This is a genomic window from Streptomyces sp. Y309 (assembly GCF_056712025.1).
This window is the reverse complement of record NZ_CM160048.1, coordinates 2,652,308-2,672,597: the sequence shown is the minus strand read 5'-3', so window position 1 is coordinate 2,672,597 and position 20,290 is coordinate 2,652,308. Positions and strand designations below refer to the sequence as shown.

The window sequence follows — 20,290 nt, the reverse complement described above, 5'->3', positions numbered from 1 at the left end:
CTACTGCGACCCGCCCTTGACCTGGAGCTCCGTGTACAGCGCCGCGACCAGGCCCTCGTCGCTCAGATCCCGCAGGGTGTGCGTGCCGGAGTCGACGAGATCGTCGCCCAGGAAGGCCGCGAGGAGGGTGTAGTCGTCGTACGCGTACTCCTGGAGCAGCGGCAGGATCTCGCTGCGGACGATCGCGGCCAGCTCGGCGGCGGAGTCGACGGGCGCGCCGCCCGGCAGGAAGAAGGCGTGCCCGATCTGCTTCTCGCGGTCCAGGTGGGTGCGGATGCGCTGGTTGAGGGCGTCGAGCAGGTCCGCCAGATGGAGCTGCTCGACGTGGCAGCCCTGCAACGGCCCCGAGTCCGGGAGGAGTTCGAGGAAGGCGAAGCGGCGGCGGATGGCCGCGTCCAGGGCGCGGATGGAGCGGTCGGCGGTGTTCATGGTGCCGATGACGTACACGTTCGGCGGGATCGTGAAGCGTTCCTGGCTGAGCGGCAGCGTGACGGAGCGGCCCCGCTTGTCCTTCTCCAGGAGGGTCACCAACTCGCCGAGAATCTTGGGCAGATGGCCCCGGTTCAGCTCGTCCACGACGACCAGGTGGGGGTGGCCCGGGTCGGCCGCGGCGGCCGCGCACACGCGCTTGAACACGCCGTCGGTGAGGCCCAGGGCGAGCCCGCCCGCGTGGCCGTCGATGCCGCCCGCCCGCACCGGCCGGTAGCCCTCGACGAAGTCCTCGTACCCGTAGCTCGGATGGAACGTCACGGTCGTCAGACGCCCGGCGGCCGTGAGCGCGTCGAGCGCCGCGCCGAAGGCCGGTGTGCCCGGCTCGGCGTACGCGTCCACGTCCGGCAGGCCGGACAGCTCGCCCAGCCACCGCACCGCGAAGCGCAGGGCGGTGTATGTCTTGCCGGTGCCGGGCGGGCCGAACAGGACGGCCTGGCCGCGCCGGTCGAGGGCGTCGGCGACGGTCCGCAGCTCGGCGTCCAGAGGCTGCGGCGCGACGGCCGCCGCGGCCTCCGGCAGGGCGTCCGCCCCCGCCTCGTCCCGGTCCGCCCGCGGTCCCGCGGTCCTGGCGCGCCGGATCTTCGTCCACAGCGCGGCCGGCACGTCCTTGACGGTGACGGTCGCCCAGGACCGCTCCGGCTCGTCCAGGCGTGTGGCGTACCGGTCGTCCCAGTCGACACCGACGGTGTGCCGGTGATCGTCGAGGTCCGCGCGCCACACATAGCCCTCGTCCGTCACCCGGCCCACGCTCAGCACCTGGCTGGCGCCGGTGTTGGCGACGACGAGGTCGCCGGGGCGCAGGCTCAGGAGCTTCCACACCTCGTTGGCCTTCGCGGAGATCTTCGGCCGGTGGCCGTTGTAGCGCTCGGTGTACGCCGCCGTGAACGCGGCCGCGAACTCGTCCTTGTCCGCGTACGCCCGCAGGTCGCCGACCTCGTCCCAGCCGACGGCGATGTAGCCGCCCGCGCGGCACGCCTCCCACAGGCTCCCGTCCCGGCCCGCGGCGATTTTGACGATCTGCTGGGTGCGGTGCGGGTCGGCCCACCAGAACAGGAACGTCACGACCTCGTCGTACGACCAGCCCGCGAAGCGCTCGTCGGCGTCGATGACGTCCTTGAGCCGGGCCTGCAGCGCGAACCTCTCCAGCTTCGGCACGGGCTCGCCGGTCAGGCGTTGGACGAGGTGCGGCACCCAGCCCTGCGCGTAGAGGGCGAGGGCCGCCTCGGGCGCGTACACGCGCAGCGTCTTGGCGACAAGCGCCGGACCCGAGCGGATCGCGTCGATCGCGTCGATGTCGGCCATCCGGCCCTCGCGGGCGGCCGTGACCGCCTCGACGATGCCGGCGCGCACCTGCTCCCAGGCCTCCTCGGCGCTCGCGTACCGCGAGTCGTGCCACCAACTGCCGTCCTGGTTCCGCCAGTAGATGAGGTGCTTGCGCGCGGAGCCGCCCGCGATGGAGCCGAGCGCGTTCGTGCCGAACTCCACCAGGTAGCAGTACGGCTTGGTCTGCGCGCTGTCGCCGAGCCCGAGCGCGAACCGCTCCAGCGGCAGCGTCGGCCAGTCCTCCCAGGGGAAGGCCCGGCGGATCTCCTCGGCCTGGGCGGCCATCTCGGCGAGCAGCGGCGCGTGCCGCTTCCGGTCGAAGGCGGCGATAGCCTCGTCCAGGGGCCAGGGCCGCAGCGTCTCGGCCTGGGTGGGCGAGACGGGCATGAGCACGCACTCGCACACCCCTGTGATCGGTTGCCCCTTGCCGCCGGTGAGGGCGATGGACTTGGCGAACGCGGCGCGGCCCGCGGTGTCCTGGGAGGGCGCGGAGTCGATGAGGCGGCGCCACAGCAGGCCGTCGGGGTCGGGGAAGTGGGGCAGCGTCCCGGAGTCGGTGAGGTAGCGGCAGGCCGGGTTGTGGTGGATCATGCGGCCGTGGACCGGCAGGAGTACGTGGCCGGGGGAGCGGGTGAGGGCGTAGTCCCCGCGCTCGTAGGTGACGGCCACCCGGTCCGGCTCGTCGGCCATGCGTTCCCCCTTGTCCGTGATCCCGCGATCACTCCTCGGTCGGCTCCCGACCGTATCGCGCGCGGGCGAGCACCATGACAGGGAGCAGGATTCCGCCCAGGCACCAGCTCCCGAGGACGTCCAGCGGCCAGTGGTAGCCGCTGCGGACCAGGCCGAGGCCCACGCCGACGTTCAACAGGGCGCAGCCGATGACCAGTTCACGGCGGGCGTAGGTGCCGGTCAGCAGGGGGAGCAGGAGGAGGGCGGCCGCGCCGTAGGCGATCGTGGCAGTGGCCGTGTGGCCCGAGGGGTAGTAGCCGCTGCCGTCCGTGCCGGGCGGACCCGGGCGGTCGACGGCCAGTTTCAGAGGGACCACGAGGACCGGGACGGCCACCATCGCGAGGACCGCGGTCAGGGGCGGCAGCCACCAGCGGAAGGCGCCGGCGCGGCGGGCCCGCCAGGCGGTGTACGCGACGACCAGGGCGAGCACCGGCACCGCGACCGTCATGTTGCCCAGGTCCGCGAGGAGTTCGGCGGCGGCTTCGGGCAGGCGGCTGTCGGTGAGGGCGCGGCCGGCGCGTTCGTCGAGGTGGCGCAGCGGGCTGTCGACGGCCGCCTGCCAGGTGCACAGCGCGAAGAGGAGGACGCTGCCGAGCAGCAGCCAGGTGGTCGGCATGAGCCAAGTGGTCGGCCGCCTCGGAACAGGGGGGGTAGTTCCGAGGCGGCCGATATGACCGGGCTGCCGCGCGCCCCGGGGGGTTTGGGGCGGGCGGCCATCCGATCGGTGAGGAGTTCCGGAGCCATTGGCTCCAGGTGTGTGCGCGAAGGCACGTCCAGGGCGGGGCTGGGGAGGCTCCGACCCGGTGTCGCCCACGGTCTCCCGTGAGCGGGGTGTTTCTCTCATCTGCAGAAACCGTACGTCAGGAGTTGAAGGGCCAACAGCCGGAACGGCATGCCGTCATGGGGCTCCCACACGTTCTTCACAGGCCCTGACCGTCACCCCAGGTCATGGCTTCCACACCGCGTGAGGTCCGCACACGTCAGGAGCTTGATCCCCGCTCCAATGGTCCAGACAGGCCGGGTACGCGGGGGACGTACCCGGCGGAATCCGGCAGGACCGGCGGCGGGACCCGGCGGGACCGGCAGCGGGACCGGCAGGATTCCGCCAGGCTTGGATCAGATCTCGCCGAACGCGGCCTCGATGATGTCCAGGCCCTCGTTCAGGAGCTCCTCGCCGATGACCAGCGGCGGCAGGAAGCGCAGCACGTTGCCGTAGGTGCCACAGGTCAGGACCAGCAGTCCCTGGGCGTGGCAGGCCTTGGCGAGCGCGCCGGTCGCCGCCGGGTTCGGCTCCTTCGTGGCGCGGTCCTTGACCAGCTCGATCGCGATCATCGCGCCGCGGCCGCGGATGTCGCCGACGATGTCGTACTTCTCGGCGATCGCCGCCAGGCGGGCCTTCATGACGGACTCGATGTTCTTCGCCCTGGCGTTGAGGTCGAGCTCCTTCATGGTCTCGATGGCGCCGAGCGCGCCGGCGCAGGCCACCGGGTTGCCGCCGTAGGTGCCGCCCAGGCCGCCCGCGTGCGCGGCGTCCATGATCTCGGCGCGGCCGGTGACGGCGGCGAGCGGCAGGCCGCCCGCGATGCCCTTGGCCGTCGTGATCAGGTCCGGGACGATGCCCTCGTCCTCGCAGGCGAACCACTGGCCGGTGCGGCAGAAGCCGGACTGGATCTCGTCCGCGACGAAGACGATGCCGTTGTCCTTGGCGAACTTCACGATCTGAGGCAGGAAGCCCTTCGCGGGCTCGATGAAGCCGCCCTCGCCGAGCACCGGCTCGATGATGATCGCGGCGACGTTGTCGGCGCCGACCTGCTTGCTGATCATGTCGATGGCCTGGGCGGCGGCCTCGGGTCCGGCGTTCTCGGCGCCGGTCGGCCAGCGGTAGCCGTACGCCACCGGGACGCGGTAGACCTCGGGCGCGAACGGGCCGAAGCCGTGCTTGTACGGCATGTTCTTCGCCGTCAGCGCCATCGTGAGGTTGGTGCGGCCGTGGTAGCCGTGGTCGAAGACCACGACGGCCTGCCGCTTGGTGTACGCGCGAGCGATCTTGACGGCGTTCTCGACGGCCTCGGCGCCGCTGTTGAACAGCGCGGACTTCTTGGCGTGGTCGCCCGGCGTCAGCTCGGCGAGCGCCTCGGCGACGGCCACGTAGCCCTCGTACGGAGTGACCATGAAACAGGTGTGGGTGAAGTCCTGCAGCTGGGCGGAGGCCCGGCGCACGACGGCCTCGGCGGAGGCGCCGACGCTCGTCACCGCGATGCCGGAGCCGAAGTCGATCAGACGGTTGCCGTCGACGTCCTCGATGATGCCGCCGCCGGCGCGGGCCGCGAAGACGGGCAGCACGGAGCCCACGCCGCCGGCGACCGCGGCGGTACGGCGGGCCTGCAGCTCCTGGGACTTCGGCCCGGGGATGGCGGTGACGACGCGGCGCTCCTGCGGAAGGTCGGTCATGAGGGCTCCTGGGGGTGGTTCGTGCGGACGCGTGCGACGCGCGCCTTCTCCGACGCTCGTTTCGGACGCTTCTGGCTTTTCTCCGCAGGTTAGGGGCGGGGAAGGGGGGCGGGCATGCTCCACGGGGGAGATGTTGCGCGTGGCGGTTGTCCGGAGTGGACATACCGGTGAACAGGGGCGTGTCACGGCCGCTCGCCGGGCGGGGGCACGCGGGCCGCGTGGCGCGTTCGGCGTGCACGCGGCACAACTGCGGGGCGCGGGCACTAGATTGAGCCGCGAACCACTGGACAGGGCAGGTCAGGGGGCAAGGGCCATGACTTCCGACGGCAGGCACGACGCACGCGGGACGCACGCCGCACCGGTGCCGCGTCAGGCGCCGCCGCCTGGCGGCTCCGCCGAGGGTGCGCAGTCGGTGTCCCTGCCGCCGCGCCCGGCGCGGGCGCCCGGCGCGGCGCCCGGCACCGACGGCGAATCGTTCCTCGCCTGGCTGCGCACCCCGCGCCCGCAGGCGGCGCCCGGCGTCTGGCGCTTCGGGCACACCCCGCGGCCCGAGCAGGAGCCGGAAGTCGTGCCCACCCGGCAACTGCTGACCGGCGCCCTGATCGCGTTCCTGGTGGGCTGGCTGATCTGGTCGCTGCTCAACAACGGATACCTCGGCAGCTGGTGGATCGTCCCCCTTGAGCTCTTTACGCCGGATTCCTGGCGCACCAGCGAGAGCCAGATCGTCAACCTCGTAGTGTGGGACGGGTACACCCTCCTGATCGTGCTCGCCATCATGATCGGCGCAGGCCGGATCGGCCGTTGGGACGAGGTCTGGCGCCGCTTCGTCGCACCGCGACTGCGTCGTCCGGAGCGTGCGGAGCCGCAGCCCGTTCCCGAAGCCGACCCCGCCGAGTGGCCCAAGCTCCGCGCCGGTGGCGCGGGCGCCGCCGCCGACCGGCTCGCCGCCGATGCCCGTGCCGGGCTGATGCGCGACATCGACGTCGCCCGCATCGCCCGCGCCTGGCGCTCCGTCCGCTCCGGCAACAGCCCGCTCGCCGCCTTCACCGACGCCGTCGTCCGCGACGGCGCCGCCGCCTGCCCGCATCCCTCGGGCGCCCGCGACCTGCCCCAGCGGGGCGCGACGCACGACCTGGCCACCGCGCAGGTCCGGCTCGGCACGACCGTGGACGATCCGCGCAACCCCTACGCCTACCGGGGCACGGGCCTCGCGCTCGGACCCGAGCTGATCGGCACCTCGCTGCTCGCGGTCGGGCCCGCCGGGTCCGGCAAGACCGGCACGGTGGTGTGGCCGCTCGCCGAGGCGCTGTGCCTGCAGGCCCTCGCCGGGCGCGCCGCGGTCGTCGTGGTGGGCGCGGCGGGCGCGGGCCTCGGACCCGGCGACGACTACGACGTGGTGGTGCGCGTCGGGCACCCGGACTCCGTGTACGACCTCGACCTCTACGGCGGCACGACCGACCCCGACGAGGCCGCTGCCGTGCTCGCCGAGGCCCTCGTCGGCGACCTCGTCGACCCGCACCCCGGCGCCGACAGCCGCCGCTCGACGACCGTCCTCGCCCAGCTCCTCGGCCCGTTCCACGCGGTCAACGGCCGCTTCCCCTCCGTACCGGAACTGCGCGCCCTGCTCGACGGCGTGCCCGGACCGCTCGGCGAGCTCCGCAAGGCACTCCAGGAGGCGGGGCAGGAGGCCATGCTGCGCGAACTCGACGCCCGCGAGCGGCAGTTGGGCCACCCGGGGGACCCGGGCGCGGTCCTCGCCGACCGCATCGCGCTGCTCGACCGGCCCGCGTTCGCCGCGTTCTTCGACACCTCGGGCCAGTCCACGCCGTTCTCGCTGCGCGCCCTCGACCACCCCGTGCGCGTCCGCATCGACCTGCCCGAACGCGGGCACGCGGACGCCTCCCGGATCCTGGCGCGCCTCGTGCTCGCGCAGTTCACCGCGTCGGCCGCCGCGCGCGAGGACCGCTCCCTGTTCGCCTGCCTGGTCCTCGACGACGCCACCGGCACGGTGACCCCAGAGGCGGTCCGCCGCATCCAGCGCCTGCGGTCCGCGAACGCGGGGGTCGTGATGACGCTGCGTACGCTCGACGACGCGCCGCGGCCGCTGCGTACGCCCCTGCTGGGCGCCGTCGGCTGCCGCATGGCCCTGTCCGGGCTCACCCCGTGGGACGGCCAGGACTTCGCGGAGGTCTGGGGCAAGGAGTGGACGGAGGCACGGGACGTCACCGACCGCCAGATCATCGCCGAGACCCCGGCCGGCAAGGCCGTGCACATCCTGCGCCGCGTGATCACCGGCCGCGCGCCCACCGCCCGCGCGGTGACCGTCCGCCAGGTCGAGCGGGAGCGCTGGTCGGCCTCCGAACTGGCGCACGCGGTGCCGCCGGGGCACGCGGTCCTTTCGCTGACGGATGTGCGGGGGGAGCACGCGCCGCCGCTGTTGGTGGATCTGCGGGGCTGAGCCGAGGCGGCGTGAGCCAAGAGGGGCGTGAGCCGAGGGGGCGTGAGCCAAGGGGCGCGAGGACGCCGCGAGCGCGCCCACGGCGTGCGTTAAAGGCTGCCGTCCATACTCTGCAAGCTGCCCGTGGCGACCGTACGGTGAGGCAGAATTGACGGTAGCCGTCATACGCGGCGGCCAAAAGATCACGTAAGTCCGCCCGCGCTCCGCCCCTCCGGTCCTCGCCGACCGGACTCCGCCGTACCCGGCGTACTCCGCCGCCGTCACGACCTGAAGGTCCCATGCCGCCCACGCTCGCCTCGCTCGTCCACCACTCCGCGCTCAAGCTCACCGTGCGCGCGGGCGAGGACCGCCTGGACGTCCCCGTGCGCTGGGCCCACGTCAGCGAGCTCGCCGACCCCGTGCCGTACATGGAGGGCGGCGAGCTGCTCCTGATCACCGCGCTGCGGCTGGACGTGGAGGACCCGGAGGCGATGCGGCGCTATGTGAAGCGGCTCGTCGGCGCGGGCGTCGTCGGGCTCGGCTTCGCGGTCGGCGTGAACTACCCGGACATCCCGGAGGCGCTGGTCGAGGCGGCGCGGGCGGAGGGGCTTCCGCTCCTGGAGGTGCCGCGCCGCACGCCCTTCCTCGCCATCAGCAAGGCCGTGTCCGCGGCGATCGCCGCCGACCAGTACCGCGCGGTGACCGCGGGCTTCGCCGCCCAGCGCGAGCTCACCAAGCAGGCACTCGGCGACGGCGCGCAGGGGCTGCTCGGCGCGCTCGCCGCCCAGGTCGACGGCTGGGCCGCGCTGTACGACGCCTCGGGCGCCCTCGTCGCCACGGCGCCCGAGTGGGCCGCCCGCCGCGCCGCCCGGCTCACCGCCGACGTCGAGCGGCTGCGGGACCGCCCCGCGCCCTCCAGCCTCGTCGTGGCCGGCGCCGACGACCGGGTCGAGCTGCACACCCTCGGCACCGGGCGGCGGCCGCGCGCCGCGCTCGCCGTCGGCACGGCCTCGACCCTCGGCACCGCCGAGCGGTACGCGGTGCACTCCGCGATCGCCCTGCTCACCCTCACCACCGAACGGTCGCGCTCGCTGCAGGCCGCGGAGGCGCGGATCGGCTCCGCCGTCCTGCGGATGCTGCTCGCCGGGGAGCCGGACCACGCCCGGGCCGTCGCCGGTGATCTGTACGGCGGGCTGCTCGACGCCCCGTTCCGCCTGGTCGTCGCGGAGTCGGCGGGCCCGGCGGAGGCCGCGGGCGAAGGGGCCGGGGCGGCCGAGGGCACCTGGTCGGCGGGGCTCGTCGACGCCGTCGAGTCGGCCGCGGCGCGCTTCGGCGAGGCGCTGCTCGTCGTGCCCTACGGCGAGCGGCTCGTGCTGCTCGTCGCGGACGGGGGCGCGGCGCAGCTGGCCGCCGTGGAGTACGCCGCGTACGTCGACGCCGGGCGGGCCGAGGGCCGTGAGCAGGCCGAGGACCCCGGGCCGCTCATGGGGCTCTCCGCCCCCGCCGGGCCCATCGCCGCCGCCCCCGCCTACAAGCAGGCCGAGCAGGCGCTGTCCGTGGCGCGGCGGCGCGGGCGGTGCCTCGTGGAGCACGAGGAGCTGGCCGCCGGGTCCGTTCTGCCGCTGCTCGCGGACGACGCGGTGCGGGCCTTCGCGGACGGGTTGTTGCGCGCCCTTCGCGAGCACGACGCCACCGGACGCGGGGACCTCGTCGCCTCGCTGCGGGCGTGGCTCTCGCGGCACGGGCAGTGGGACGCCGCTGCCGCGGACCTCGGCGTGCACCGCCACACCCTCCGCTACCGCATGCGCCGCGTCGAGGAAATCCTCGGCCGCTCCTTGGACGACCCGGACGTCCGCATGGAGCTGTGGCTGGCCCTGAAGACGACGTCGACACCGACGGACTGAGGGCGGGGCCCTCGCGGGTGCGCCCCAGCCCCGCCCCTTCCCGTAACCAGGGGGCTGCCGCCCCCTGGACCCCCGCCATCGGCCTGAACGGCCTCGTCCTCAAACGCCGGACGGGCTAGGGGGTGTCCGGGGCGCAGCCCTAGGAAGGGCGGGTGGGTGGGGGGAAAAAGCCCGTCCGGCGTTTGAGGACGAGCCGCGGAGCGGCGAAAAGGGGGGAAAGGGGCGCAGCCCCATCAGGTGGCGCCCTGACATTCCGGTGCGCCGGGGGTGCCCAGTACGCCGACTCGGACAACCCACCGCAGAAACCTCCACCCCTACGGTGGACCCCGTACATCCGTAAGAAGAACGAACCTCCGCGGAAGGGCCGGGATTCTCATGACTTCCATCCACGCCTTCTGGCTCGCCGGTCGCCAGACCACCGGTGAGACCACGCTCGACGTCACCTCGCCCTGGGACGGGCGCCTCGTCGGCAAGGCGGCCGTGCCCACCGACGCCCAGGTGGAGGAGGCCGTCGCCGCCGCCCACGCCGTGCGCGACGAGTTCGCCGCGACCCCGGCGCACGTCCGCGCCGCCGCCCTCGACCACGTGAGCCGCAGGCTCGTCGAGCGCACCGAGGAGATCGCGCAGCTCATCTCCGCCGAGAACGGCAAGCCGATCAAGTGGGCGCGCGGCGAGGTCGGCCGCGCCGTCTCGGTGTTCCGCTTCGCCGCGGAGGAGGCCCGCCGCTTCAACGGCGGCGAGTCCCAGCGCCTGGACACCGACGCCGGCGGCCAGGGCCGGCTCGCCTTCACGCGCCGCTTCCCCAAGGGCGTCGTCCTCGGCATCGCGCCGTTCAACTTCCCGCTGAACCTGTGCGCCCACAAGATCGCCCCGGCCATCGCCGTCGGCACGCCGATCATCCTCAAGCCCGCCCCGGCGACCCCGCTGTCCGGGCTCCTCATCGGCGAGCTGCTCGCGGAGACCGACCTCCCGGCCGGGTCGTGGTCGGTGCTGCCCGTCGCCAACGACAAGATGCCCGCGCTGGTCCAGGACGAGCGTCTGCCGGTCGTCTCCTTCACCGGCTCCGAGAAGGTCGGCTACGCGATCATGGACTCGGTGCCGCGCAAGCACTGCACCCTGGAGCTGGGCGGCAACGGCGCCGCCGTCGTCCTCGGCGACTTCTCCTCCGAGGCCGACCTCGACTGGGTCGCCGCGCGCGTCGCGACCTTCTCCAACTACCAGGGCGGCCAGTCCTGCATCTCCGTGCAGCGGGTCATCGCCGACGCGTCCGTGTACGACCGGCTCGTACCGAAGATCGTCAAGGCGGTCGAGGGCCAGGTCACCGGTGACCCCTCCGACCCGAAGACCGACGTCGGCCCGCTCGTCAGCGAGGACGCGGCCAAGCGGGTGGAGTCCTGGGTCGACGAGGCCGTGCGGGCCGGCGCCCAGCTCCTCACCGGCGGCAAGCGCGACGGCGCCGCGTACGCGCCGACCGTTCTCACCGACGTGCCCGCCGACACCACCCTCGCCTGCGAGGAGGTCTTCGGCCCGGTCATGACGGTGACGAAGGTCGACGGCGAGCAGGCCGCGTACGACGCCGTCAACGACTCCAAGTACGGCCTCCAGGCAGGCGTGTTCACCCACGACCTGCAGACCGCCTTCCGCGCCCACCGCGCCCTCGAGGTCGGCGGCGTCGTCATCGGCGACGCGCCCTCCTACCGCGCCGACCAGATGCCGTACGGCGGCGTGAAGCAGTCCGGCGTCGGCCGCGAGGGCGTCCGCTTCGCCATGGACGACTACACGTACGAGCGCGTCATGGTCCTCACGGGCCTGGAGCTGTAACAGCACCACCCGACGTCGAACGGCCGGAGCCCGCTGTGCGGGGGCTCCGGCCGTTTCGCATGCCCCCGTCTCACGGGCCGCCGCGGCGCCACGAGGCACATGACAACTGCGCGAAGGCTGGTGACAATGCCCGGAATCGGGTACCAACGATCCAGTAGCACCGGTGAGTAACCATCCGGTCCATCCGGTCCCATGATCCCGACTCGCGGCGAGGTGAGCCTCTTGTCCGCACCACACTCCACACAGCCCACAGTTTCCGAACGCGAGGCCCGGCAGGTCGCCGAGGCCGCCCGCGAGCAGGACTGGCGCAAGCCCAGCTTCGCCAAGGAGCTGTTCCTCGGGCGCTTCCGGCTCGACCTGATCCACCCGCACCCGCTGCCCGCCGGCGACGCCGCCCAGCGCGGCGAGGAGTTCCTGGCCAAGCTGCGCGACTTCTGCGAGACGAAGATCGACTCGGCGCGCATCGAACGCGAGGCCCTGATCCCCGACGAGGTGATCAACGGCCTCAAGGAACTCGGCGCGCTCGGCATGAAGATCGACACCAAGTACGGCGGGCTCGGCCTCACGCAGGTGTACTACAACAAGGCGCTCGCGCTCGTCGGCTCCGCCAACCCGGCGCTCGGCGCGCTGCTCTCCGCCCATCAGTCGATCGGCGTACCGCAGCCGTTGAAGCTGTTCGGCACCCAGGAGCAGAAGGACGCCTTCCTGCCGCGCTGCGCCCGCACGGACATCTCCGCGTTCCTGCTCACCGAGCCGGACGTCGGCTCCGACCCGGCCCGCCTCGCGACGGCGGCCGTGCCGGACGGCGACGACTACGTCCTGGACGGCGTGAAGCTGTGGACCACCAACGGGGTGGTCGCCGACCTGCTCGTGGTCATGGCGCGGGTGCCGAAGTCGGAGGGCCACAAGGGCGGCATCACCGCCTTCGTCGTCGAGGCCGCCTCCGAGGGCGTCACCGTGGAGAACCGCAACGCCTTCATGGGCCTGCGCGGCCTGGAGAACGGCGTGACCCGCTTCCACCGGGTGCGCGTCCCGGCCGCCAACCGCATCGGCCCCGAGGGCGCGGGCCTGAAGATCGCGCTCACCACCCTCAACACCGGGCGGCTCTCGCTGCCCGCGATGTGCGTCGGCGCGGGCAAGTGGTGCCTGAAGATCGCCCGCGAGTGGTCGAGCGCGCGCGAGCAGTGGGGCAAGCCCGTCGCGTACCACGAGGCGGTCGGCGCGAAGATCTCCTTCATCGCGGCGACGACCTTCGCCTTGGAGGCGGTCCTCGATCTCTCCTCCCAGATGGCCGACGAGGACCGCAACGACATCCGCATCGAGGCCGCCCTCGCCAAGCTGTACGGCTCCGAGATGGCCTGGCTGATGGCCGACGAGCTCGTACAGATCCGCGGCGGCCGCGGCTTCGAGACCGCCGAATCGCTCGCCGCGCGCGGCGAACGCGCCGTCCCCGCCGAGCAGGTCCTGCGCGACCTGCGCATCAACCGCATCTTCGAGGGCTCGACGGAGATCATGCACCTGCTGATCGCCCGCGAGGCCGTCGACGCGCACCTGAAGGTCGCGGGGGACCTGATCGACCCGGAGAAGACCCTCTCCGACAAGGCCAGGGCCAGCGCCGCCGCGGGCGCCTTCTACGCCCGCTGGCTGCCCAAGCTCGTCGCCGGCCCGGGTCAACTCCCGCGTTCGTACGCCGACTTCAACCCGCCGGGCCACCCGGACCTGTCGGCTCATCTGCGGTACGCCGAGCGCGCGGCGCGCAAGCTGGCCCGCTCCACGTTCTACGCGATGTCGCGCTGGCAGGGCCGGATGGAGACCAAGCAGGGCTTCCTCGGCCGGATCGTCGACATCGGGGCGGAACTGTTCGCGATGAGCGCGGCCTGCGTACGCGCCGAACTCCTGCGCTCCACCGAGGAGTACGGCCGCGAGGCCTACCAGCTCGCCGACGCCTTCTGCCGCCAGTCCCGCATCCGCGTCGACGAACTCTTCGGCCGCCTGTGGACCAACACCGACGACCTGGACCGCAAGGTCGTCAAGGGCGTCCTGTCGGGCACGTACACCTGGCTGGAACAGGGTGTCGTCGACCCGAGCGGGGACGGTCCATGGATCGCGGACGCGACACCGGGCCCGGCGCGACGGGAGAACGTACACCGCCCGATCCGCTGACACCGCTATTGAGCCCGTCCGGCGTTTGAGGACGAGCCGCGAAGCGGCGATCGGCGGGGGCCTGTCCCACCCACCCGCGACCCCCACCCTTCTAGCCCGTCCGGCGATTGAGGACGAGGCGCGAAGCGCGATCGGCGGGGGCCTGTCCCACCCACCCGCGACCCCCACCCTTCTAGCCCGTCCGGCGATTGAGGACGAGGCGCGAAGCGCCGATAAGGGGGCCAGGGGGGCGAAGCCCCCTTGGTTCGGGAAGGGGCGGGCCTGGGGCGCCCCGCGAGGGTTCGGGGCACAGGCCCGAGAGGCGCTGTCGGATCCTGGGGTGCCAGCGGCCACAATGGAGGGATGAGCGAAAGCCCCGCACCCCTCGCCGACCCGCACCTCGTCTTCGACCCCGTCGCGACAGACGCCCCGCGGGACCTCGTCGTCCTCGGCTCGACGGGCTCGATCGGCACGCAGGCCGTCGACCTCGTCCTGCGCAACCCCGACCGCTTCCGCGTCACGGCCCTGTCCGCCGCGGGCGGCCGCCCGGCGCTGCTCGCCGAGCAGGCCAGGCGGCTGCGGGTGCGGACCGTCGCGGTGGCCCGCGAGGACGTCGTACCGGCGCTGCGCGAGGCGCTGCGGGAGGAGTACGGGGCGGGGGAGCCGCTGCCGGAGATCCTCGCGGGCCCGGACGCGGCCACCCAGGTCGCCGCGTCGCCGTGCCACACCGTCCTCAACGGCATCACCGGCTCCATCGGCCTGGCCCCCACGCTGGCCGCCCTGGAGGCGGGCCGCACGCTCGCGCTCGCCAACAAGGAGTCGCTGATCGTCGGCGGCCCGCTGGTCAAGGCGCTGGCCAAGCCCGGCCAGATCATCCCGGTCGACTCCGAGCACGCCGCGCTCTTCCAGGCACTCGCCTCCGGCACCCGCGCCGACGTCCGCAAGCTGGTCGTCACCGCGTCCGGCGGCCCGTTCCGCGGCCGGACGAAGGCCGACCTGGCCGACGTCACGCCCAAGGACGCGCTCGCGCACCCGACCTGGGCGATGGGCCCCGTCATCACCGTCAACTCCGCGACCCTCGTCAACAAGGGCCTGGAGGTGATCGAGGCCCACCTGCTCTACGACATCCCCTTCGACCGCATCGAGGTCGTCGTCCATCCGCAGTCGTACGTGCACTCCATGGTCGAGTTCACCGACGGCTCCACGCTCGCCCAGGCGACCCCGCCGGACATGCGCGGCCCCATCGCCATCGGCATCGGCTGGCCCGAGCGGGTGCCCGACGCGGCGCCCGCGTTCGACTGGTCCAAGGCCTCGACCTGGGAGTTCTTCCCCCTCGACACCGAGGCGTTCCCCTCGGTCGGGCTCGCCCGGCACGTCGGGGAGCTCGCGGGCACGGCCCCGGCGGTGTTCAATGCGGCCAACGAGGAATGCGTGGACGCCTTCCTGGCGGGCGCGCTGCCCTTCAACGGCATCATGGAGACCGTGACCCAGGTCGTCGCCGAACACGGCACACCGCGCGCGGGAACCTCGCTCACCGTGGCGGACGTCCTCGAAGCGGAGACCTGGGCGCGCGCCCGGGCCCGTGAACTGACGGCCACGACCACCTCGTCGGCGACGGCGGCGACGAGGAACCAGACGACCGCGGAGGCTCGTGCATGACGACCTTGATGATGATCCTCGGCATAGTCGTCTTCGTGATCGGGCTGCTGTTCTCGATCGCCTGGCACGAGCTGGGCCACCTGTCGACCGCGAAGATGTTCGGCATCCGCGTGCCCCAGTACATGGTCGGCTTCGGCCCGACCCTGTTCTCGCGCAAGAAGGGCGACACCGAGTACGGCGTCAAGGCCATCCCGCTCGGCGGCTACATCCGCATGATCGGCATGTTCCCGCCGGGCCCGGACGGAAAAATAGAGGCACGCTCCACGTCGCCCTGGCGCGGCATGATCGAGGACGCGCGCTCCGCCGCCTTCGAGGAGCTCAAGCCGGGCGACGAGACCCGCCTGTTCTACACGCGCAAGCCCTGGAAGCGCGTGATCGTGATGTTCGCCGGGCCGTTCATGAACCTGATCCTGGCCGTCGTGATCTTCCTCGGCGTGATGATGACCTTCGGCATCAGTACGCAGACGACGTCGGTCGGCAAGGTCTCCGACTGCGTGATCGAGGCGAGCCAGAACCGCAACACCTGCGCGAAGGGCGACAAGCCCGCGCCCGCCAAGGCCGCGGGCCTGAAGGCCGGCGACAAGATCGTCGCCTTCCAGGGCAAGGACGTCGGCGACTGGTCGGTCCTGCAGTCGAAGATCCGCGAGACCATCGGCCCCGCCACGATCACCGTGGAGCGCGACGGCAAGCGCGTCGACCTGCACGCGAACCTGATCAAGAACCAGGTCAGCAAGACCGACGGCGACGGCGGCTATGTGGAGGGCAAGTACGTCTACGCCGGCTTCCTCGGCTTCACGCCCGCCTCCGGCATCGTCCAGCAGTCCTTCGGCGAGTCCGTGGACCGCATGGGCAACATGATGGAGAACGGCGTCGAGTCCATCGTGGCGCTGCCCTCGAAGATCCCCGACCTGTGGAACGCGGCCTTCGGCGACGGCGAGCGCAAGCAGGACTCGCCCATGGGCGTCGTCGGCGCGGCCCGCGTCGGCGGTGAGGTGTTCACCCTGGACATCCCGCCGCAGAACCAGGTCGCGATGATGCTGTTCCTGCTCGCCGGGTTCAATCTCTCGTTGTTCCTGTTCAACATGTTGCCGCTGCTGCCGCTGGACGGCGGGCACATCGCGGGTGCACTGTGGGAGTCGCTGCGCCGCAACGCGGCGAAGGTGCTCCGGCGGCCGGACCCCGGCCCCTTCGACGTGGCGAAGCTGATGCCCGTCGCCTATGTCGTCGCCGGGATCTTCATCTGCTTCACCATCCTGGTGCTCATCGCGGATGTGGTTAACCCGGTGAGAATTTCCTAGTCACGTGATGTTTGCGGCGGTCGGGCACCCTGTGTGGCCGACCGCCCGCGTATGTGCGGGCCCGCCCACCAATGGGTGGACATCGGGGCGTGATGTGCTTGCTTCCGGTGGGTTGCCGTAATCTCGAACCCGCGAATGAGCGATGTACTAGCGAAGCCGCGAAGCCCGGTGCCCGCCGAACTCGGGACCTTGATCCACACCTTGGGGATGCACGCCAGATGACTGCCGTTTCTCTCGGAATCCCGTCCGTACCGACCAAGCTCGCCGACCGCAGGGTCAGCCGCAAGATCCAGGTCGGTTCGGTGGCTGTCGGCGGGGATGCGCCGGTGTCGGTGCAGTCGATGACGACGACGCGTACGTCGGACATCGGGGCGACGTTGCAGCAGATCGCGGAGTTGACGGCGTCGGGCTGTCAGATCGTGCGGGTGGCGTGTCCGACGCAGGATGATGCGGATGCGTTGGCGACGATTGCGCGGAAGTCGCAGATTCCGGTGATCGCGGATATTCACTTCCAGCCGAAGTATGTGTTCGCGGCGATCGATGCCGGGTGTGCGGCGGTGCGGGTGAATCCGGGCAACATCAAGCAGTTCGACGACAAGGTGAAGGAGATCGCGCGGGCGGCCTCGGAGGCGGGGACGCCGATCCGGATCGGGGTGAACGCGGGGTCGCTGGATCAGCGGCTGCTGGCGAAGTACGGCAAGGCGACGCCGGAGGCCCTGGTCGAGTCGGCCCTCTGGGAAGCCTCACTCTTCGAGGAGCATGGTTTCCGGGACATCAAGATCTCGGTGAAGCACAACGACCCGGTGGTGATGGTCAATGCCTACCGGCAGCTGGCGGCCGCGTGCGATTACCCGCTGCACCTGGGGGTGACGGAGGCCGGTCCGGCGTTCCAGGGCACCATCAAGTCCGCGGTGGCCTTCGGTGCGCTGCTGAGTGAGGGCATCGGGGACACGATCCGGGTGTCGCTGTCGGCTCCGCCGGCGGAGGAGGTCAAGGTCGGTATCCAGATCCTGGAGTCGCTGAATCTGCGCCAGCGCCGTCTGGAGATCGTGTCGTGTCCGTCGTGCGGGCGGGCGCAGGTGGATGTGTACAAGCTGGCGGATGAGGTGACGGCGGGCCTGGAGGGCATGGAGGTGCCGTTGCGGGTGGCCGTGATGGGGTGTGTGGTGAACGGGCCGGGTGAGGCGCGTGAGGCTGATCTGGGTGTCGCGTCCGGCAACGGCAAGGGGCAGATCTTCGTCAAGGGTGAGGTGATCAAGACGGTGCCCGAGTCGAAGATCGTGGAGACCCTGATCGACGAGGCGATGAAGATCGCCGAACAGATGGAGAAGGACGGCGTGATGTCGGGCGAGCCCGAGGTCACGATCAGCTAGTTCTGGCCCCTGGGCCTTGGGCGGGGGTTCGGCTTTCCCGCCGTGGGGGTGCCGCCGCTGGCGCGGCGGGTTTTTCTCCCACCCGCCCACCCATCCCTGACCGCGGGGCGCGGGGTGGGCCAAGGGTGGGTGGCGTACGCCGGGTCCCACGGCTGCGGCTCGTCAGGTTTTCTCCCACCCGCCCACCCATCCTCTGACCCTGGGGCGTGAGGTGGGCCAAGGGTGGGCGACGTGCGCCGGGGAGCCTGCGGCTTCGGTTCGGGGTTTTTCTCCCACCCGCCCACCCATCCCTGACCGTGGGACGTGGGGTGGGCCAAAGGTGGGTGGCGTTCTCCGGTTCTGCGGCTCCGGGCTCGGCCGTCCCGGCGCGCCTAGGCCTCTTCCGGGTCCCGCAGTTCCCCGGCCTGGGGGCTGCCTGGGCGTGCCTCGTGTCCCACAGGTCCCCGGCCCGGGGGCTGCCTGGGCGTCCCTCGGGGTTCACAGTTCTCCGGCCCCGGGGCTATCTAGGCGTCCCCTCCTGCGGGTCCAACAGTTCGTTGGCCGACCGTTGCCCTGGGGTTCCGCCGGGGCCGACAGTCACGGGTGGGTGGGTGGGAGAAGCCGCCGCGCAGCGGCGGCACAGTTGCCGCCCCCGGCGACCCGCACAACACCTTGACAGCTCCGATGTATCGCAGGACCTTGTTCGGGCACCCGCCCCAAAGGGCGTACCCCGCACTGTTTCATCCGATGACTGGGTCGATGGAACCGAGGTCCACGTATGACCGCCACCCCCCGCGCCCGCCGCCACAGACTCTGGGCCTTATGGGTCGCAACCCTGTCCCTGCTCCTCGCCGGCACCGGCGCCGCCACCGGCGCCGCCACCGGTGCCCACACCGGCGCCGGCACCGGAGTCAGCACAGGCACCGCCGCCCAACGCACGCAGCTACCCCCCGCCCCACCCCGCCAAGCCATGCTCAAGAACGCCACCGCCGGACTCTTCCTGCACTGGGGCATGTTCACCAGCCCCAAGCACTACGACTGCGCGGCATGGGAGAAGGCCGTCACCGACGGCGGCTGGACCCCCGACTACTGGGTCGACGAGGCCAAGAAGCTCAAGGCGAGCTACATCGTCCTCGCCACCTTCCACTCCCGGCTCGGCTACGCCCGCCCCTGGCCCTCGAAGATCCCCGGCACCTGCGCCACGAAGCGCGACTTCCTCGGCGAACTCGTCAAGGCGGGCGAGGCCAAGGGCGTCAAGACGATCCTCTACATGACCGACGACCCCAAGTGGCACGACGAACAGGGCGTCGAGACCCTCGACTCGGCCGCCTACTCCGCCCACAAGGGCCGCGACATCGACCTCACGCAGCGCCCAGGCTTCGGCGAGTTCTCGTACGACAACTTCTTCGAGGTCATGGACAACTACCCCAAGCTGTCCGGCTTCTGGATCGACAACGACAACGAGTACTGGGAGCAGCACAAGCTCTACGAGCAGATCCGCGAGCAGCGCCCCGACATGACGCTCAGCAACAACAACGAGGACACCGCGATCATGGACATGGTGTCCCACGAGCAGAAGACCGGCATGACCCCGCCCTACGACCAGCCCTCGGCCGTCTGGACGCCCATGCCGCGCCTGACCGAGTCCTGCTACAAGGTGCCGAGCACCGGCGCCTGGTGGTACGACGGCCAGGACCGCCCGGTCGACACCGGCCTCAACGTCGGCCGGTACGTGGCCAATTCGGGTACGTCCATCAAGTCCCTGATGGACCTCCAGGCCATGGTCGACGGCCGGTTCCCGCCCCAGCAGCAGAAGTTCACCGACTTCATGAAGGACTACCTGCCGCCCATTTGGGAGTCCCTGCACGGCGTCGAAGGCGGCGGCTACATGTACGGCGGGATGCAGCCCGGCGCCTGGAACGACGGCGCGTACGGCTACGTCACCATCAGCCGCGCCAAGCCCACCACGCAGTACGTCCACGTCACCACCCGGCCCGCCACCGGCGACCGGGTCCGGCTGCGCGACAACGGCCACCGCGTCAAGAAGATCACCGACCTGCGCACAGGCAAGCCCCTGCCGTTCTCCCAGGGCGACGGCCGCCTCACCATCCGGTCCGTCAAGAACTGGGACGCGTACGACACCGTCTTCAAGGTCGAGACCACCGGCGGGCGTGAGGGCTTCTACCCCACCGGGTCCGTCAAGGCGAGCGAACCCGCCCTCACCGACGGCGACTTCACCACGTACACCGACAACAAGGGCAAGCTGCCCGCCTCGTACACGCTCGACCTCGGCAGCCGGAAGAAGGCCACCCACCTCGGCATCAACCAGCGCGAGTGGTCGCCCACCCACAACCGCTCGACCTTCGGCAGGCCGGAGGACTCCGCGCGCGTCAAGGACTACACGGTGTCCGTGAGCGACGACGGGAAACGGTGGCGGCAGCTCGCAGACGGTACAGCCGGGGTCCTGGAGAGCGCCCGCGGCATCCGCTTCATTGACCTCGGCGACCGCCTCAGGACCCGCTACTTGAAGCTCGACGTGGCCACCACCTGGGCCGCGGCCGACGCCCCGAACTTCCACCGCCAACTCAAGATCGACGAGATCCAGGTCGGCCACGGCCACGTGTCCCGCCGCTGACCGGCCGCCGCGGCCGCCCGGTGGCCCACCGCGACCGGGCGGCATCG

At 71.8% G+C, this 20,290-nt stretch carries 11 protein-coding genes; 8 read left to right on the top strand and 3 right to left on the bottom strand.

Annotation, left to right across the window (positions count from 1 at the left end; translation table 11 throughout):
• From AC0KTA_RS09880 to gabT, 3 genes are all read right to left on the bottom strand, one after another.
• Positions 1 to 2,505, bottom strand: a complete 2,505-nt coding sequence (locus tag AC0KTA_RS09880; RefSeq protein WP_481054747.1) for an McrB family protein — start codon at positions 2,503 to 2,505, stop codon at positions 1 to 3.
• A 28-nt stretch (positions 2,506 to 2,533) separates the two neighbouring features.
• Positions 2,534 to 3,160 (bottom strand): phosphatase PAP2 family protein, encoded by a 627-nt coding sequence (locus AC0KTA_RS09875; protein ID WP_481054746.1) that lies wholly within the window; start codon positions 3,158 to 3,160, stop codon positions 2,534 to 2,536.
• A 500-nt stretch (positions 3,161 to 3,660) separates the two neighbouring features.
• Positions 3,661 to 4,995, bottom strand: a complete 1,335-nt coding sequence (gene gabT / locus AC0KTA_RS09870; RefSeq protein WP_481054745.1) for a 4-aminobutyrate--2-oxoglutarate transaminase — start codon at positions 4,993 to 4,995, stop codon at positions 3,661 to 3,663.
• 313 nt (positions 4,996 to 5,308) lie between these two features.
• On the opposite strand from gabT, the gene AC0KTA_RS09865 reads away from it, so the two are divergent.
• The 8 genes from AC0KTA_RS09865 to AC0KTA_RS09830 all read left to right on the top strand — a co-directional run bounded on the left by AC0KTA_RS09865 (position 5,309) and on the right by AC0KTA_RS09830 (position 20,243).
• Positions 5,309 to 7,453: an ATP-binding protein gene (locus AC0KTA_RS09865; protein WP_481054744.1), complete on the top strand. Its 2,145-nt coding sequence runs from the start codon at positions 5,309 to 5,311 to the stop codon at positions 7,451 to 7,453.
• Between the two features lie 278 nt (positions 7,454 to 7,731).
• Positions 7,732 to 9,336 carry a PucR family transcriptional regulator gene (locus AC0KTA_RS09860; protein WP_481054743.1) on the top strand — a complete coding sequence of 535 codons (1,605 nt, stop codon included), beginning with the start codon at positions 7,732 to 7,734 and terminating at the stop codon, positions 9,334 to 9,336.
• Between the two features lie 375 nt (positions 9,337 to 9,711).
• Positions 9,712 to 11,157: an aldehyde dehydrogenase family protein gene (locus AC0KTA_RS09855; protein WP_481054742.1), complete on the top strand. Its 1,446-nt coding sequence runs from the start codon at positions 9,712 to 9,714 to the stop codon at positions 11,155 to 11,157.
• 192 nt (positions 11,158 to 11,349) lie between these two features.
• Positions 11,350 to 13,320, top strand: coding sequence for an acyl-CoA dehydrogenase family protein (locus AC0KTA_RS09850; RefSeq protein WP_481054741.1), 1,971 nt, complete (start codon positions 11,350 to 11,352; stop codon positions 13,318 to 13,320).
• A 342-nt stretch (positions 13,321 to 13,662) separates the two neighbouring features.
• Positions 13,663 to 14,958 carry a 1-deoxy-D-xylulose-5-phosphate reductoisomerase gene (dxr, locus tag AC0KTA_RS09845; protein ID WP_481054740.1) on the top strand — a complete coding sequence of 432 codons (1,296 nt, stop codon included), beginning with the start codon at positions 13,663 to 13,665 and terminating at the stop codon, positions 14,956 to 14,958.
• Positions 14,955 to 16,256 carry a M50 family metallopeptidase gene (locus tag AC0KTA_RS09840; RefSeq protein WP_481054739.1) on the top strand — a complete coding sequence of 434 codons (1,302 nt, stop codon included), beginning with the start codon at positions 14,955 to 14,957 and terminating at the stop codon, positions 16,254 to 16,256. The genes dxr and AC0KTA_RS09840 overlap by 4 nt, the downstream gene beginning before the upstream one ends.
• Positions 16,257 to 16,474: 218 nt before the next feature.
• On the top strand, positions 16,475 to 17,629 hold the full coding sequence (gene ispG / locus AC0KTA_RS09835; protein ID WP_481054738.1) for a flavodoxin-dependent (E)-4-hydroxy-3-methylbut-2-enyl-diphosphate synthase: 1,155 nt from the start codon (positions 16,475 to 16,477) through the stop codon (positions 17,627 to 17,629).
• Positions 17,630 to 18,386: 757 nt separating this feature from the next.
• Positions 18,387 to 20,243, top strand: coding sequence for an alpha-L-fucosidase (locus AC0KTA_RS09830; protein WP_481054737.1), 1,857 nt, complete (start codon positions 18,387 to 18,389; stop codon positions 20,241 to 20,243).
• Positions 20,244 to 20,290: the final 47 nt, after the last annotated feature.

What these genes read in the sequence shown, in the direction of transcription:
- AC0KTA_RS09880 (WP_481054747.1), bottom strand. Translation starts at nt 2,505, where the DNA reads ATGGCCGACGAGCCGGACCGGGTGGCCGTCACCTACGAGCGCGGGGAC.
- AC0KTA_RS09875 (WP_481054746.1), bottom strand. Translation starts at nt 3,160, where the DNA reads ATGCCGACCACCTGGCTGCTGCTCGGCAGCGTCCTCCTCTTCGCGCTG.
- gabT (WP_481054745.1), bottom strand. Translation starts at nt 4,995, where the DNA reads ATGACCGACCTTCCGCAGGAGCGCCGCGTCGTCACCGCCATCCCCGGG.
- AC0KTA_RS09865 (WP_481054744.1), top strand. Translation starts at nt 5,309, where the DNA reads ATGACTTCCGACGGCAGGCACGACGCACGCGGGACGCACGCCGCACCG.
- AC0KTA_RS09860 (WP_481054743.1), top strand. Translation starts at nt 7,732, where the DNA reads ATGCCGCCCACGCTCGCCTCGCTCGTCCACCACTCCGCGCTCAAGCTC.
- AC0KTA_RS09855 (WP_481054742.1), top strand. Translation starts at nt 9,712, where the DNA reads ATGACTTCCATCCACGCCTTCTGGCTCGCCGGTCGCCAGACCACCGGT.
- AC0KTA_RS09850 (WP_481054741.1), top strand. Translation starts at nt 11,350, where the DNA reads ATGATCCCGACTCGCGGCGAGGTGAGCCTCTTGTCCGCACCACACTCC.
- dxr (WP_481054740.1), top strand. Translation starts at nt 13,663, where the DNA reads ATGAGCGAAAGCCCCGCACCCCTCGCCGACCCGCACCTCGTCTTCGAC.
- AC0KTA_RS09840 (WP_481054739.1), top strand. Translation starts at nt 14,955, where the DNA reads ATGACGACCTTGATGATGATCCTCGGCATAGTCGTCTTCGTGATCGGG.
- ispG (WP_481054738.1), top strand. Translation starts at nt 16,475, where the DNA reads ATGACTGCCGTTTCTCTCGGAATCCCGTCCGTACCGACCAAGCTCGCC.
- AC0KTA_RS09830 (WP_481054737.1), top strand. Translation starts at nt 18,387, where the DNA reads ATGACCGCCACCCCCCGCGCCCGCCGCCACAGACTCTGGGCCTTATGG.